The sequence below is a fragment of the Salmonella sp. 741265055_HSA genome (assembly GCF_046569525.1).
GTDB lineage: Bacteria > Pseudomonadota > Gammaproteobacteria > Enterobacterales > Enterobacteriaceae > Salmonella > Salmonella enterica.
This window is the reverse complement of record NZ_JBKFSQ010000003.1, coordinates 43,878-58,226: the sequence shown is the minus strand read 5'-3', so window position 1 is coordinate 58,226 and position 14,349 is coordinate 43,878. Positions and strand designations below refer to the sequence as shown.

The window sequence follows — 14,349 nt, the reverse complement described above, 5'->3', positions numbered from 1 at the left end:
GGACTATTGAAACAGGGAGTAAAGCTCGTGTTAGATAAACTGCGTTCACGCTTAGTCCATGCTGGCCCGTCTCTGATGAGTGTACCGGTTAAACTGACGCCCTTTGCGCTAAAGCGCCAGGTTCTGGAACAGGTTCTGAGCTGGCAGTTTCGTCAGGCGCTGGCCGATGGAGAGCTGGAATTCCTCGAAGGTCGTTGGTTAAGCATTCATGTTCGTGACATCGACTTAAAATGGTATACCACGGTTGAAAATGAAAAACTGATCGTTAGCCAGCAGGCAGATGCCGACGTCAGTTTTAGCGCCGACGCCAGCGATCTGCTAATGATCGCCGCCCGTAAACAGGATCCGGATACGCTCTTTTTCCAGCGTCGACTGGTCATTGAAGGCGATACTGAGTTAGGGTTGTATGTGAAGAATCTGATGGACGCCATCGAACTGGAGCAGATGCCGAAAGCGTTACGCGTTATGCTGCTGCAACTGGCGGATTTTGTTGAGGCGGGAATGAAAAACTCGCCGGAAACCAAACAGACCTCGGTAGGTGAACCATGCTAATTCGAGTAGAAATTCCCATTGATGCGCCTGGTATCGATGCGCTGTTACGCCGTTCATTCGAAAGCGATGCGGAAGCGAAGCTGGTTCACGATTTGCGTGAAGATGGTTTTCTGACGCTTGGACTGGTGGCCACGGATGATGAAGGCCGGGTGGTGGGCTATGTCGCCTTTAGTCCGGTTGATGTTCAGGGCGAAGATTTACAGTGGGTCGGCATGGCGCCGCTGGCGGTCGATGAAAAGTATCGCGGGCAAGGGCTGGCGCGCCAGTTAGTGTATGAAGGGCTGGATTCGCTCAACGAGTTCGGCTACGCGGCGGTCGTGACGTTGGGCGACCCGGCGTTATATAGCCGCTTCGGTTTTGAACTGGCCGCACATTACGATCTTCACTGCCGTTGGCCCGGTACGGAAAGCGCTTTCCAGGTACACCGTTTGGCTGAGGATGCGCTGGAAGGCGTGACGGGGCTGGTGGAGTATCACGACCACTTCAATCGTTTTTAAGCACCGGCGTTTGTAGGCTGGACAGCAGCGCCTCAAACGCTTCGCGTTCCGTCACAAGGCGCTCCTTCTGGCGCTTTGTGAGTTGTTTGATGCGATACTCTATGCGCAGGGCCAGCGAGCGATCGCCGACCTGCGCCGCAAACGCCAGCGTTAACTCGCCTTTTCCCCGTAATGCTTTTGCGCCTTTTCCCGTTTGATGCTGCCTGTAACGACGCGCTACATCGGTGGTGATTCCGGTGTAAAGCGCATTGTCTGCGGTTCGAATCAGATACAGATACCAGGGTGTCATTGTCGCCATCAGCATGATAATTTTCAGGTTCCCAGTATAAGCGAGAATAAAGATGGACACACTTACCGCTATTGGCCGTTGGCTGGCGAAACAACACGTGGTGACCTGGTGCGTACACCATGAGGGAGAGCTGTGGTGCGCCAATGCGTTTTATTTGTTCGATGCGCAAAACGTCGCGCTGTATCTGTTAACGGATGATAAAACCCGCCATGCGCAAATGTCCGGCGCGTGCGCGCCAGTTGCGGGAACGGTCAATGGTCAGCCGAAAACGGTAGCGCGCATTCGCGGCGTGCAGTTTAAAGGGGAAATTCGCCGTCTGGAGGGGCAAGAGAGCGACGCTGCGCGTAAAGCTTACCTTCGTCGCTTCCCGGTCGCCAGGGTGCTGCCAGCGCCGGTATGGGAAATCCGGCTGGATGAAATTAAATTCACCGACAACACGCTGGGGTTTGGTAAAAAACTGCACTGGTTACGTGACTCACGCGCCCAGCAGGCGTAGCGCCTCGCGGTTAAATGCCGGCAGGTCGTCAGGCGTGCGGCTGGTCACCAACTGATCTTTATCGACGACGACTTCCTGATCGTAAAATTCCGCGCCCGCATTCTTCACATCGATAATAATCGGTTTCACCGCCGTGAGTTTGCGGCCACGAATGACATCGGCGCTGATCAACAACTGCGGGCCGTGGCAAATGGCAAAAACCGGTTTACCGCTGTTAACGAAATCGCGGGTAAAATCCACGAAACGGCTGTCGCCGCGCAGGTGGTCCGGCGAATGGCCTCCCGGTAATAGCAAGGCGTCGAACTCGTCGGGACGAACGTCATCAATAGCCTTATCAATGGTGACGCTGGCCTCGCCTTTTTTTCCTTTCACCGTTTTACCCGCCTCTTTTTCGATGGTGATGACCTCATGGCCGGCCTGACGGAATTCTGCTGCCGGCGAGGTAAATTCTGAATCTTCAAATTCATCGGTAATCAAAACGGCAATTTTCTTACTCATGCGTTTCCTCCGCAGTGGTGGCGTCGGGTAAGGCAAATTTTCCACAATGATGGATACTTACCTCGTAGACTATTAAGCCTGGTCGATAGGGCCGAGAGTGCAAGGTGGACAAATCTGTAAAGGAGCGAGGATGAGTCAGGTACTGATTACCGGCGCGACCGGACTGGTCGGCGGACATCTGCTGAGAATGTTAATCAACACGCCGCAGGTGAGCGCTATCGCCGCGCCGACGCGTCGCCCGCTGACGGATATTGTCGGCGTTTATAACCCTCACGATCCGCAGCTTACCGACGCGTTAGCTCAGGTGACCGACCCGGTGGATATTGTTTTTTGCTGCCTGGGCACGACCCGGCGTGAAGCGGGAAGTAAAGCGGCGTTTATTCATGCGGATTATACGCTGGTGGTTGATACCGCGCTGACCGGGCGTCGACTGGGCGCGCAGCACATGTTGGTGGTCAGCGCAATGGGAGCAAACGCGCACTCTCCGTTTTTCTACAATCGGGTGAAAGGAGAAATGGAGGAGGCGTTAATCGCGCAAAATTGGCCTCGTTTGACGATTGCCCGGCCTTCTATGCTGCTCGGCGACAGAACAACGCGGCGGGTGAATGAAACGCTTTTCGCTCCGCTATTTCGGCTGTTGCCAGGAAACTGGAAATCGATTGATGCGCGGGATGTGGCGCGGGCCATGCTGGCGGAAGCGCTGGCGCCAGCACAAGAAGGCGTGACGATTCTGACCTCATCGCAACTGCGGGAAAAAGCGGGGTAGCGAAGCCGGATGATTTACCGGATGGCGACGCGGTTTACACATTCTTATCGCCACCCGGCACACCGGTTACTTAATATACGTAAAGGCGGTGGTCACGCGTTTCACGCCGCTCACCCGGCTGGCGATGTCCGCTGCCGCTTTACCTTCACGTTCAGTCACCAGGCCCAGCAGGAACACTTCGCCATTTTCGGTGGTGACTTTCACATTTGACGATTTTACCTGATCGCTGGTCAGTAGCTGTGAGCGAACTTTCGTGGTGATCCAGGTATCGTTAGAGGCGGTCCCCAGGCCGATAGGCTCACCCTGGCGAATCTCGTTATAGACCTCGGTGGTGCCTTCAACGCCCATCGCTATCTGTTTCGCGCGTGCGGAGAGTTCGCTGTTTGGCGACTGGCCCACTAACAAAACTTTGCCCTGATAAGCCGTGACATTGATGCGCGTCTCTTTTTTGATTTGCTCATCTTTCGACAGCGCGCTACTGACACGCAGTTCCAGCGTTCCGTCATCCACCTGGGTGCCCACGCTACGCGGGTCGGTTGCGGCTTTGGTGCCGACGGCTGCCGTACCCACTACCGCGGCGGCGACGCAACCTTGCAATAGCAACGCAGAAATAAGGACTGCGAGCGGCGAAAATGCCTTCATGTGTACTCCTTAATCATCCTGGTGAGGAAAAAGCGTGTTATCGATCAAATCGCACAGGCAGTTTACCGTCAGCATATGCATTTCCTGAATGCGCGCGCTGTGGTGTGAAGGGATACGAATTTCGACATCCTGCGGCCCTAATAGTCCGGCCAGCTCGCCCCCGTCATACCCGGTTAGCGCCACAATGGTCATGTCACGCGTGACGGCTGCTTCAACGGCTTTTACGATATCGCGACTATTACCACGCGTAGAGATCGCCAATAAAACATCGCCTGCATGTCCCAGCGCCCGGACTTGTTTTGCATAAACTTCATCGTGCAGGCGATCGTTAGCGATCGCAGTTAAGACCACATTATCGGTATTTAGTGCAATGGCGGGTAAACTGGGTCGCTCCGTTTCAAAGCGGTTAATCATGCTGGCAGCAAAATGCTGTGCGTTGGCCGCGGACGTCCCGTTCCCACAACAGAGGATTTTATTGCCGTTAAGCAGGGAATGAACCAGCGTCATGGCGGCGCGGGAAATGGCATCCGGAAGCGCTTCCGCCGCAGCAATTTGAGTTTGAATGCTTTCTGTAAAGCAAACTTTGATTCTTTCGAGCACGCTAATCCTTAAAATCTTCAATTATGAGTGGTCGTTAAACGCATCCCGAAACCACTCAATCTCATTTCCGGTGAAGGCTAACACATCGAACCGACAATCCACAGTATCAAAACTCCCATTCTGGCGGGCGAGCCACAAGCGGGCAGTATGTAATAATTTGTGTTGCTTGCTGCGGGTCACACTGGCCGCCGCGCCGCCATAAAGCCCGGAGCGCCGATAGCGGACCTCAACAAAAACCGTCGTTTTTCCGTCGCGCATGATCAGATCGATTTCGCCGCCGCGCTCGCGCACGTTGGCGGCGATAAACCGCAGTCCTTGGCTTTCCAGCCAGCGACGCGCGGCAGCTTCCCACGCGTCGCCAGCCTGTTTACGCGTTAGCTGGCGGGAACAATCTCCCCTTGCTGGTATTTGAGCCATGATAACTTCCTGTTAATCACACAATCCGGGCTGGCGGTTAATGCGCCGGTATTGCCATTGATCTCAAACCCCTGCACCTGACGCATCTGCGAAAAGTGGTTCGCCAGCGTCCAGGCATCCACACCCATGGCGTACATCCGCGCCAGAGAATAGTCGTTATGTACAGCGCTCAGCGCCTGCTGCATCAACGGCATATTGCCGCCTGCCAGCATAGGAATTTCACTGTATTGCAAACCTTCCATCTCCAGACGGAAGTCGGGGCCGGAGGTGCCTTGCGCGCTGCGGGAGCTGGCATACAGCGTCGCGCCGCTCTGGGTGCCGTTACGCATGGCGATCATCGGTTTGATAAAGCCAATCTCTTCCGGCGTAGCCAGAATATAGACCGCGTCTACGCGTCCGCCGCCGGTGATTTGCGCGTCGGTCGGCGGCGCAGGGATAGTCAGACCGCCAATGGTGACGCCCGGCTGCGCAGGCACACTGGCGGCGACCGGGCTGCCCGTCAACGCGATACCCGCGCCGCCGTTCACGCCCATTTTCAGCTCGGCTACGGAGCCGAATTTTTGCTGTAACACGATGCCGCCGCCCAGTTTTTGCCACTCCTGGGTGAAGGCGTTCGCCACGCGATCGCCAAGCGCGCTGCGTGGAATCAACAGCAGCGGCGACTGCTTGCCCTGGTCATAAATATGATGCGCCGCGTCACGGGCTTCATCTTCTGGAGAGAGCGCGAAATAGCAGATATTAGGGAAGCTACGTACCGTTTCCGGCTGGTTGAGCGCCAGCACGTTGAGCGGCGTGTTGCTTTTCATCAGCGCTTCCACATTGTTTTTCAACAGCGGCCCGACCACGATACTGGCGCCATCTTGCTGAACCTGAGCAAGCACCTGATCCAACGGCTGGGAAGAGGTATCGTAGATTTTTAATTCAGCGGAGGGATCCGCCGGCGCGCTTGCTGTAGCAGGGGGAGTTTGTGGCGCGCTGACTGGCGTAGCGGACTGGGATGGAGCGTCATCAGTCAGATCGCTCACCGAGGCCTGCGACGGACTGGCGACGCCGTCGGTCATTTGTGGTTGCGTCTCCTCCACGCCAGGTTCGACCGGCGCGTCAGGCGCGGCGGCAGGCTGCATCTCTACTGCCTGGGTGCCGAGGTTTTTCGCGGCTTCGAAACCTTGCTGGATGGTACGGCCAAACACGGCAGCCTGACCGTTCAGCGGCAGCAGCAGAGCGATTTTGCTGGTGGAAGCTGGTTTAAAACGTTGCACATTGACGAGCTGAGTCGGCAGCATTTTCGCCCCCGGATTTTGCGGGTAGCGTTTTTGCCAGTCGGCGATCCCGGCTTTCAGCATGTCCGGATCGTTGCGGTTGTCAAACCAGACGCGTTGCAGATCCAGCCAGCCCTGAAGCACATTTTCATCGGCGTTGATAACCAGCGTCCTGGCCTGATCTTGCGTCATGGCGGAGAGCGCCTGCCAGGTTGCGTCGATATTTTTTTGTTTATCTTTCGCCGCCAGTAGCGGTTCCTGGGCGATTAACGCCCGCAACAGGGTAAGCGACGGGCGTCCCTGGCTGGCAATGATCTGCGCCTGCCAGTAACGTGCTTGCTGATGTGGCGCAAAGTCGGCGGGTTTTAGTTTATCCAGCAAGGCCTGCGCGCCTGCGACATCTTTTTGCGCCAGTTTGATTTCTACCGCTAATAAAGACTGTTCGCGACGCTGGGCATCGTTCAGATTTTGCGGGAGTTGGTTGAACAGGTCGACGGCCTGCTGGCTTTTTCCTTCTTTCAGCAGTGCATGAATGGCGAGTAATTGCCAGTTGGTCTTGCTATCATCTGCGCTTTGCTGCATCTGATGCAGGTAAAAGGCGGAGTCAGCTTGCGCTGAACCCTGCATATAGGCTGCGCTTTGATCTGGCGCCTGGGTGCCGCACCCGGCGAAAAGTAGCGCAGCCAGGACGACAGGCAGCGCGCGCGCGGCGTTCAAACGAGAAAATGTTGAGGGTACCATACTGTATCCAGTGATATTTTTTTACGCAATGCTCAATATTAAATCGGCAATACGGACGACACAATGAAACAAAACGAATCGGCGGATAATTCTCAGGGCCAACTCTTTATTGTACCTACTCCTATCGGGAATTTGGCTGATATTACTCAACGCGCGCTGGAAGTTTTACAAGCCGTTGATTTAATTGCCGCTGAAGACACTCGTCATACCGGTTTATTACTGCAACATTTTGGGATTAATGCCCGGTTGTTTGCGCTGCACGACCATAACGAACAACAAAAAGCGGAAACGCTGGTCGCGAAGCTAAAAGAAGGGCAGAACATTGCGCTGGTTTCCGACGCCGGTACGCCGCTAATTAATGACCCCGGCTATCACCTGGTACGTACCTGCCGTGAAGCGGGGATTCGCGTGGTGCCGCTACCAGGGCCGTGTGCTGCTATCACTGCATTAAGTGCCGCGGGTTTGCCATCCGACCGTTTCTGCTATGAAGGCTTTTTACCGGCGAAATCCAAAGGTCGCCGTGATGCGCTGAAGGCGGTTGAAGCGGAGCCGCGAACGCTGATTTTTTATGAGTCTACCCATCGTCTGCTGGATAGCCTGGAAGATATGGTGGCCGTGTGGGGCGAATCCCGCTACGTGGTGCTGGCGCGTGAGCTGACCAAAACCTGGGAAACCATTCACGGCGCGCCGGTCGGCGAGCTGCTGGCGTGGGTCAAAGAAGATGAAAACCGTCGCAAAGGCGAAATGGTGCTGATTGTCGAAGGGCATAAAGCGCAAGAAGACGACCTGCCCGCCGACGCGCTGCGCACGCTGGCGCTGCTACAGGCAGAACTGCCGCTGAAAAAAGCGGCGGCGCTGGCAGCAGAAATTCACGGCGTGAAGAAAAATGCGCTGTATAAGTATGCGCTGGAGCAGCAGGAAGAATAAAAGCGAGCGCCCGGGAACCGCCTTTTATCGCCATCGCGTTAATACTCAATCAGGTGATTGATGTGGGTAAAGTGATGGGGGCATTGGGCGGTGATAGCGGGCCGGACCTTTCCTTCGGGCTTACTCTCGCGATCAGCAACGCATAACCGACTCCTTTTTAGACGATCATTAATTCCACGCCTGTTTTCGCTAATGCCGCTTTATCCTGTTTGCTGATAGTGTCATCGGTTATCACACAGTCGATCTTGTCCATCGGCAATACCTGGTTAAAGCCGCGACGGTTAAATTTGGTCGCGTCCAGTACCGCGATAACTTTGTGTGCCGCCGCCGCCATGACGCCGCTAATGGAATAACCTTCGTTAAACGTGGTAATACCGTTTGTCGCATCAATGCCATCCGCCCCGACAAACATAACATCGGCGCTGATGCCGTGTAGCGATCGTTCCGCAATCGTGCCGTGCATTGAGTGGGTTTTATGCCGTACCGTACCGCCGCAAACCACCAGCGTGAGATCTTTATTTTCTGATAGCGTAAAAGCGGCAGGCAAGCTGTTAGTGATCACCGTAATATTGCTTTTTCGCGCGAGCGCTTCCGCAATCAGTAATGTTGTGCTCCCGCTATCCAGAATGATGGTCATTCCTTCTTCGACTATTGCCGCAGCCGCCTGGGCAATCCGCTTTTTCGGATCGCTGGCGAGTTGATACCGATCTTCCAGAATGACTTCCTGATTGTCGCCTTCCGCCAGATGACTTCCCGGTTTTGCCGCGCCGCCATGAAAACGGGTGACAAGGCCTTTCTCTTCCAGCAGACGCAGGTCAGCGCGGATAGTCACTTCAGAAATACCAAAGGTATTTGAAAGGTCCATCACCAGCACGCTGCCTTGCGTATTAATCAGGTCGACAATTTTATTTCTTCGCTCAAATGAGTTCATATTGATTTGCCTGATAATTAACTGTAACTAGTTTAATCGAAGGATTGCGAAAGGTGAACGCTAAATTTCGAAAGGAAATGTGAGCCAGCGCAGGTTGCTGGCTCGTACCATCAGGAAAGTTGAAGTAAGATTTTGCCCTGTATGGGCGCGCCATTAAGCGCTTTGACTGCTTCTGCAAAGCTTTCTGCATCGCCGCGATGGGCAATGAGAGGGGTCAGTTGAAGACGTTTTTCAGCCAACAGGCGCGCTGCGGTTTCCCATTCTTCTCCTGGCCATGGCGCGGAGTAGTTCATCCAACTGCCGAGGAGCGTGAGCTCTTTACGCAAAATTAACCCGAATGTACGCGTTGTCAGGGTGAGATCGTGATGTAACGTGCCCACCAGCGCCAGTTGCGCGCGCGGCCCGGCGATATCGATAGCCAGCGAGACGGTCTGGGGAGTTCCTGCCGTTTCGAGAACCAGTTGATCAAACTGAATGTCGGACAACGCGGTCTGGATGTCGTCGGCGGTCATTTCCCGGCTATTACAGGTATGCGTTGCGCCGAGCGCTTTCGCAAGTTCCAGTTTCTGCGGATTGATATCAATCGCCGTTACGCTTCGCGCGCCCAGTTCCCGCGCGCACTGTAAGGCCAGCAGGCCAATTGTCCCGGCACCGACGATAATTACGTTTTTCCCCTCGCAGCCCTGCGCCAGATGAAAGGCGTGTAAGCCCACGGTAATCGGTTCGATAAACGCGCCATCTTCAATCGGCATATCAGACGGCAAGCGGAAAAGATTGGCCCGTTTGACCACCACATATTCCGCATTACCGCCTTCACTGCGCGATCCTACAAACTGATACTGTTTGCATAAAGAAAAGTAACCGCGTTCGCATTGCGGGCAGTGAAAGCAGGGAAGAAGCGGGACACAAGCGACGGCATCGCCAGGCTGCATATCCGTTACGCCTGTGCCGTAGGATTCCACGTAGCCGCTGAATTCATGACCTAACGTAATAGGATAATAATGGGCGCCCTGCGCGAAAATACGCGGGATATCCGACCCGCAAAGCCCCGAGCTAACGACCTTGACCAACACATCGTCTTCAGCTTGCAGTTGTGGTAAGGGACGTTCTTCAACGCGCACGTCTCCCTCAGCGTGAATAACCACTGATTTCATAACATTCTCCAGGAAGGTGAGGGGAGCGATTGCTCCCCTAAAATTAAGAGGCGATTTGACTTTGCTGTAGCGCCGTGGCTTTCTCAGCCGCGACAAACTGTCGGGCGCGACGCCAGGTCAGCAGTACGCCGGCCAGATAGATAATGGCAATGACGGCGAAGCCGACGATATTCTGCCAGGTAAAAAGTTGAATCAGCAGCCAGGTGATGGGGGAACCGCCCTGATCCAGCGAGGCGACTTGTCCGCCAGCTTTTAGCGCTCCGGCATTGGCAGCCAGCTGGGTATGCAGGCCAATCGTCTGGGTGGCTATCCACAGGGTGATACCCATAATAATGACACCTGAAATCAGCGTGCGGAACAGGTTGCCCTGGTGTACCGCGACCGCCATCGCAACAAAGAAACCGATGGTGGCGAGATCGCCGAACGGCAGCACCTGGTTCCCCGGTACTAAGACGGCAATCAGGATAGTCAGCGGAATGAATATCAGGCTCGCGGAGACAACAGAGGTATGACCGAGCAGTAGCGCTGGATCAAGGCCTATCAGGAACTCCTGCCCGCCAAATTTGGCCTGTAGACGTTTACGCGCATGTTTCGCGATAGGCGTTAGGCCATCCATAATAGGTTTAATGACGCGTGGCATAAGCAGCATCACCGCTGCGGTTTTGACCGCCAGTTGCAGAACGGCTTTGGCGTCGTAGCCTGCCAGTACACCAATCACCAGCCCCATCACGAAGCCGACAGTCACCGGCTCGCCAAACGGTCCGAAGCGTTTCTGGACATCATCTGCGCTAAAGTGAATACGATTGAGACCCGGAATTTTCTCGATGATGGTATCAACGAGCACCGCCACGGGGCCCAGGTACGCGGATGAACCGTGTGGGATAGCAATCCCCTCGAGGCCAAAATAGTCGCGGGTATCTTTGGCAAACCAGTCCCCCAGTTTGTAGACAAAGGCGGCATGAACCACAACGCCCAGAATCCCCAGCCAGTATGAACCGGTCGCCAGATGCAGCATGGCGCCCGTGAAGGTCATGTGCCAGATATTCCAGATATCGACATTCACCACGCGGGTCATGCGGGTCACTAGCATCAGGACGTTAACCCCGATGGCGACAGGGATCGCGACCAGCGCGATTTGTGACGCCCAGGTCATGGGCGATGAACCCGGCCAGCCGACGTCAATAACGTGGAGATTGATTTGGAAATATTCCGCCATGGCTTTCGCCGCGGGGCCGATAGAATCCAGCATCAGGCCGATGACCAGACCAATACCCACGAAGCCGATACCAATATGCAAACCCGATTTAAAACAATCCCCAAGCTTCATTCCCAGCAGTTTAGAGAACACGATGATCACCAGAGGCAGCATCACCGTTGGGCCTAAGTCGAGGATATAACGCATTATTTCGCTAAACATACGTTACCCCATGAGAATGGACAGAATTTTTTGCTGTAATGCTTCAATACCCACGCCGGAAACAAAAGGCATGCCGTGAACGACGGGAATATCGCCAAAGGCGCGATCGACCCTGGCAGTGGTACAGATAAGATCGGCGCCGTCCATATAGGTTTCGATTTCGGTGACCCGGCATTGCACTAAGTCGAGCTCAATATGGTTGGCATCACACAGCTCTTTAATTTCTTCCGCAGCCATCGTTGAGGTTGCAACCGCACCGCCACAGGCCACAATTACTTTACGTTTCATAGGGTATTCCTCATTATTATCAATTTATTATCAAACCTGGACGCACTGCTCAGCCGTAAGGACTTTGTGCTCAAAGCACGACGCCAGTTCGGCATCCGGGGCGCTCAGTAAGGCTTCTATGGTGTCCGGGATTTGTAATGCCCCGAACAGGCGGCGCAGAAGTTTTAGCTGTGCCGCTGGGTTTTCAACGATTAAGGCGATGATTAACGAAACGGCAATCTCTTCGTCATCATCCGCCTGTTGAAACATGACCGGCTTATCTGGACGAATCAGATAGATAGCGGGTGATTTCGCATGAACCGCCTCGCAATGAGGGATAGCGACGGCGTGACGCTCCAGCGCAATGCCGGTAGGAAAAGACGCTTCACGTTCCACCAGCGCCTGCGGATAACTATCATGTACCACGCCTTTCGCCAGCATCTCTTTGCCAATGTGCGCCAGCGCCTGTTGGCTCGAGTCGAATGTGATTCCGGTTCGGACAAATAGTTGGCTCATAAATTCTCCATTATTCAGGCGACATCCGGCGTGCAACCGAAGCGATAAGCGCGCAGAACATCCTGAATTTTGTCAATAATCAGGTTATGCGGCGTGGGGGTGAGCACGCCCTCAGACAGGCGTTCAAACTGTACGGGCATAAACTGGCTAATTAATCCCAGCGGCAATGTGACGTTGTTCAGATTGGCGATTAACTTTTCTACGCTTTGACGAATACGCGGGTGCGGCCAGTAATAGCGAATACGGTCAGACAAACTAAAGTGGATGTCGACCATCGCCTGGCTCCAGGTTGGACGGTAGTATTTTTTCCAGTAGCCCGGCTCGTTTAGCATAACTTCATCAATGACCTCCAGTACCCGACTACGTTGTTCCGGGGAGATCAGTTCGTTTTCCATTTGCGCAAGTGCGAAAATGGCTTCGCGCAGAGCGAAAGTGAGCGCCGGGCCGACCTTCAGAATGGCGTAATGATCGCGTACCAGCGCACGGTAGGCCTGTCGCGTCTGATAATCAGTCGAATGCGCTTCATAGACCATCGGCGTTTCTTTTATCCAGTCGGAGAGCGCCTGTGCCGCCTGCGGCTGATAATGAATAATCTGGGTATGATCAAATTCAACGCCCGGTTGCACCACAATGGCGATCACGCGTGACAGTGCTTCTTCCAGACCTGATTCACGAAACGCGATTTGGTGAGTTTCCAGCGTACGGGCAGCATCGGCTTCGCGGGTGACATGAACGCTGCCGATGGTACTGGCTTCACCGCCAGGAACGGGCACTTCCGTGCCGATGACATAAGTCAGATGGTATTTTTGTTCTTCGTTTGCGGTCTCTTCTGCTGCTTTACAAAGCACGGCGGCACGGCGTGCAACGACCATCGGATCCAACGGTGTCGGGTCATCTGCGCAGGACATCGACGCGTCCAGGTGAATTTTGCTAAAACCAGCGGCGACATACGCTTTTATTAACTCAACCGACTTTTCCATTGCCGCCGCTGCCGGTTCGTTCTGCCAGCAGTTAGGCCCTAAATGATCGCCACCAAGAATCAACCGCTCACGTGGAAAACCCACTTCCTGGGCGATGCCATAGACAAAATCACGAAAGTCAGCCGGTTTCATGCCGGTATAACCGCCAAACTGATTAACCTGGTTAGAGGTCGCTTCGATCAGAACTTTGTTCCCGCTATTCAGATCAAAACGTAATGCGGATTCAATCACCAGCGGGTGTGCTGAACATACGGAACAGATCCCTATCTGTTCTCCTGCTTTGTGACGAGAAATTATTTCTTTCACTTCTGGCTCCGATATCTTTTGTTTATCTTCATAATATTTTTGGTTTGAAGGCAAAGGATAATAATGGCTTTCGTGATCCAGCTATGAAAACGCCCTTTGCCGTGCTAAATCCGGGGGCTTTAGAGCTTCCCTTCACAACCGCAGTCGGCAATCACTTTACGTACAACCTCTTTCATGGCCGCTTTCGCCGGGATCATGTAATGGCGGGGATCGCTGGCCTCTGCGTGTTGCGTTAAATAGTTTTTAAGCGCGCCGGAAAAGGCGATTTTAAGCTCGGTCGCGACGTTAACTTTGCAGATGCCCAGCGAAATAGCGCGGGTAATATCGCGGGTCGGCAGGCCAGAGGCGCCGTGAAGGACTAAGGGGACATCAACCCGCTGACGAATTTCCGTCAGTCGTTCAAAATCAAGTTTTGGTTCAGCGGTGTAGAGGCCGTGAGCGGTGCCGATAGCAATGGCTAACGAGTCGATACCCGTTTTTTCTACAAATTCCCGGGCCTGTTCCGGATGGGTATAAAGCGCATCTTTACCGTCAACGATAAGATCGTCTTCCTGCCCGCCGAGACGCCCAAGTTCAGCTTCAACGCTGACATCGTAGCGATGACAGTAATCAACCACGCTTTTCACCAGCGCAATATTGTCGGCAAAGGGGAAATGCGACCCGTCGATCATGACCGAGCGTACCCCGGCGGCGACTTTCATTTTGATGTCGGCCAGTTTTTCATGATGATCGAGATGTACCGCGAGAGGATGGTTCCAGCTTTTCGCCAGTTCTGCGGCGATAGCCACGATATTACCGACGCCTGCGTAGCTAAAGGTGCCTGGCGTACCGGCGACAATCAGCGGAGAGCGCAATTCTGCGGCGGTTTCCACCACCACTTGCAATGTCTCCAGGTTGTGGATGTTAAACGCCGGCACAGCATAGCCTTCCTGCTGCGCCTTCTTTAGCATTGTTCTGCCTGAAATGATAAACATCCTTCCTCCGAAATCTTTCGTTTGTTTTCTTTGAAAGAATTTATAGGCTTTCGGAATGTTATTTTGTGATTTTGATCTGATAAATGAAAGTTTCGAAATAAAATGGAAGTTATCGAAAGT

Annotated in this window: 18 protein-coding genes; 5 read left to right on the top strand and 13 right to left on the bottom strand. The window is 54.1% G+C overall.

Annotated features, from left to right (window positions below; translation table 11 throughout):
- The first annotated feature begins 27 nt into the window (after positions 1-27).
- Both ACLD4K_RS02665 and ACLD4K_RS02660 read left to right on the top strand, forming a co-directional pair.
- Positions 28-552 (top strand): SCP2 domain-containing protein, encoded by a 525-nt coding sequence (locus ACLD4K_RS02665; protein WP_000884721.1) that lies wholly within the window; start codon positions 28-30, stop codon positions 550-552.
- Positions 546-1,049, top strand: a complete 504-nt coding sequence (locus tag ACLD4K_RS02660) for a GNAT family N-acetyltransferase (RefSeq protein WP_411011350.1) — start codon at positions 546-548, stop codon at positions 1,047-1,049. Before ACLD4K_RS02665 ends, ACLD4K_RS02660 begins: the two co-directional genes overlap by 7 nt.
- Here the strand turns inward: ACLD4K_RS02660 and ACLD4K_RS02655 are convergent.
- Positions 1,036-1,353, bottom strand: a complete 318-nt coding sequence (locus tag ACLD4K_RS02655) for a GIY-YIG nuclease family protein (RefSeq protein WP_000928379.1) — start codon at positions 1,351-1,353, stop codon at positions 1,036-1,038. The genes ACLD4K_RS02660 and ACLD4K_RS02655 overlap by 14 nt on opposite strands.
- Before the next feature lie 37 nt (positions 1,354-1,390).
- Here ACLD4K_RS02655 and ACLD4K_RS02650 point away from each other — a divergent pair, with 37 nt between their 5' ends.
- Positions 1,391-1,834 (top strand): YhbP family protein, encoded by a 444-nt coding sequence (locus ACLD4K_RS02650; RefSeq protein WP_000380404.1) that lies wholly within the window; start codon positions 1,391-1,393, stop codon positions 1,832-1,834.
- On the opposite strand, the gene yhbO is transcribed toward ACLD4K_RS02650, so the two are convergent.
- Positions 1,814-2,332: a protein/nucleic acid deglycase gene (gene yhbO, locus ACLD4K_RS02645; RefSeq protein ID WP_000037597.1), complete on the bottom strand. Its 519-nt coding sequence runs from the start codon at positions 2,330-2,332 to the stop codon at positions 1,814-1,816. The two genes, ACLD4K_RS02650 and yhbO, sit on opposite strands and share 21 nt — an antisense overlap.
- 130 nt (positions 2,333-2,462) lie before the next feature.
- Between yhbO and ACLD4K_RS02640 the strand changes: the two genes are divergently transcribed.
- Positions 2,463-3,098, top strand: a complete 636-nt coding sequence (locus tag ACLD4K_RS02640; protein WP_001517952.1) for an NAD(P)H-binding protein — start codon at positions 2,463-2,465, stop codon at positions 3,096-3,098.
- A gap of 66 nt (positions 3,099-3,164) precedes the next feature.
- Here the strand turns inward: ACLD4K_RS02640 and dolP are convergent, their stop codons facing one another.
- From dolP to ACLD4K_RS02620, 4 genes are read right to left on the bottom strand one after another with little or no spacing between them, the layout of a single operon-like run.
- Positions 3,165-3,740 (bottom strand): division/outer membrane stress-associated lipid-binding lipoprotein, encoded by a 576-nt coding sequence (dolP, locus tag ACLD4K_RS02635; protein ID WP_001650801.1) that lies wholly within the window; start codon positions 3,738-3,740, stop codon positions 3,165-3,167.
- Positions 3,741-3,749: 9 nt separating this feature from the next.
- On the bottom strand, positions 3,750-4,340 hold the full coding sequence (gene diaA, locus ACLD4K_RS02630; protein ID WP_000893481.1) for a DnaA initiator-associating protein DiaA: 591 nt from the start codon (positions 4,338-4,340) through the stop codon (positions 3,750-3,752).
- Positions 4,341-4,361: 21 nt separating this feature from the next.
- On the bottom strand, positions 4,362-4,757 hold the full coding sequence (locus ACLD4K_RS02625; RefSeq protein WP_411011349.1) for a YraN family protein: 396 nt from the start codon (positions 4,755-4,757) through the stop codon (positions 4,362-4,364).
- Positions 4,715-6,757, bottom strand: coding sequence for a penicillin-binding protein activator (locus ACLD4K_RS02620; RefSeq protein WP_411011348.1), 2,043 nt, complete (start codon positions 6,755-6,757; stop codon positions 4,715-4,717). Before ACLD4K_RS02620 ends, ACLD4K_RS02625 begins: the two co-directional genes overlap by 43 nt.
- Before the next feature lie 63 nt (positions 6,758-6,820).
- On the opposite strand from ACLD4K_RS02620, the gene rsmI reads away from it, so the two are divergent.
- Positions 6,821-7,684: a 16S rRNA (cytidine(1402)-2'-O)-methyltransferase gene (rsmI, locus tag ACLD4K_RS02615; RefSeq protein WP_183059377.1), complete on the top strand. Its 864-nt coding sequence runs from the start codon at positions 6,821-6,823 to the stop codon at positions 7,682-7,684.
- A 157-nt stretch (positions 7,685-7,841) separates the two neighbouring features.
- On the opposite strand, the gene ACLD4K_RS02610 is transcribed toward rsmI, so the two are convergent.
- From ACLD4K_RS02610 to ACLD4K_RS02580, 7 genes are all read right to left on the bottom strand, one after another.
- Complete coding sequence (locus ACLD4K_RS02610) at positions 7,842-8,615, bottom strand: DeoR/GlpR family DNA-binding transcription regulator (protein ID WP_411011347.1); 774 nt, start codon at positions 8,613-8,615, stop codon at positions 7,842-7,844.
- Between the two features lie 110 nt (positions 8,616-8,725).
- A complete protein-coding gene (gatD, locus tag ACLD4K_RS02605; protein WP_411011346.1) occupies positions 8,726-9,769 on the bottom strand; it encodes a galactitol-1-phosphate 5-dehydrogenase in 1,044 nt (347 codons plus the stop codon).
- A gap of 43 nt (positions 9,770-9,812) precedes the next feature.
- Positions 9,813-11,186, bottom strand: a complete 1,374-nt coding sequence (locus ACLD4K_RS02600; protein WP_411011345.1) for a galactitol-specific PTS transporter subunit IIC — start codon at positions 11,184-11,186, stop codon at positions 9,813-9,815.
- A gap of 3 nt (positions 11,187-11,189) precedes the next feature.
- On the bottom strand, positions 11,190-11,474 hold the full coding sequence (gene gatB, locus ACLD4K_RS02595) for a PTS galactitol transporter subunit IIB (RefSeq protein WP_000824293.1): 285 nt from the start codon (positions 11,472-11,474) through the stop codon (positions 11,190-11,192).
- A gap of 30 nt (positions 11,475-11,504) precedes the next feature.
- Positions 11,505-11,969: a PTS galactitol transporter subunit IIA gene (gatA, locus tag ACLD4K_RS02590; protein ID WP_000080443.1), complete on the bottom strand. Its 465-nt coding sequence runs from the start codon at positions 11,967-11,969 to the stop codon at positions 11,505-11,507.
- A 14-nt stretch (positions 11,970-11,983) separates the two neighbouring features.
- Positions 11,984-13,255 (bottom strand): tagatose-bisphosphate aldolase subunit GatZ, encoded by a 1,272-nt coding sequence (gene gatZ, locus ACLD4K_RS02585; protein WP_108638407.1) that lies wholly within the window; start codon positions 13,253-13,255, stop codon positions 11,984-11,986.
- Between the two features lie 119 nt (positions 13,256-13,374).
- Positions 13,375-14,229: a tagatose bisphosphate family class II aldolase gene (locus ACLD4K_RS02580; RefSeq protein WP_000469979.1), complete on the bottom strand. Its 855-nt coding sequence runs from the start codon at positions 14,227-14,229 to the stop codon at positions 13,375-13,377.
- Positions 14,230-14,349 lie beyond the last annotated feature (120 nt).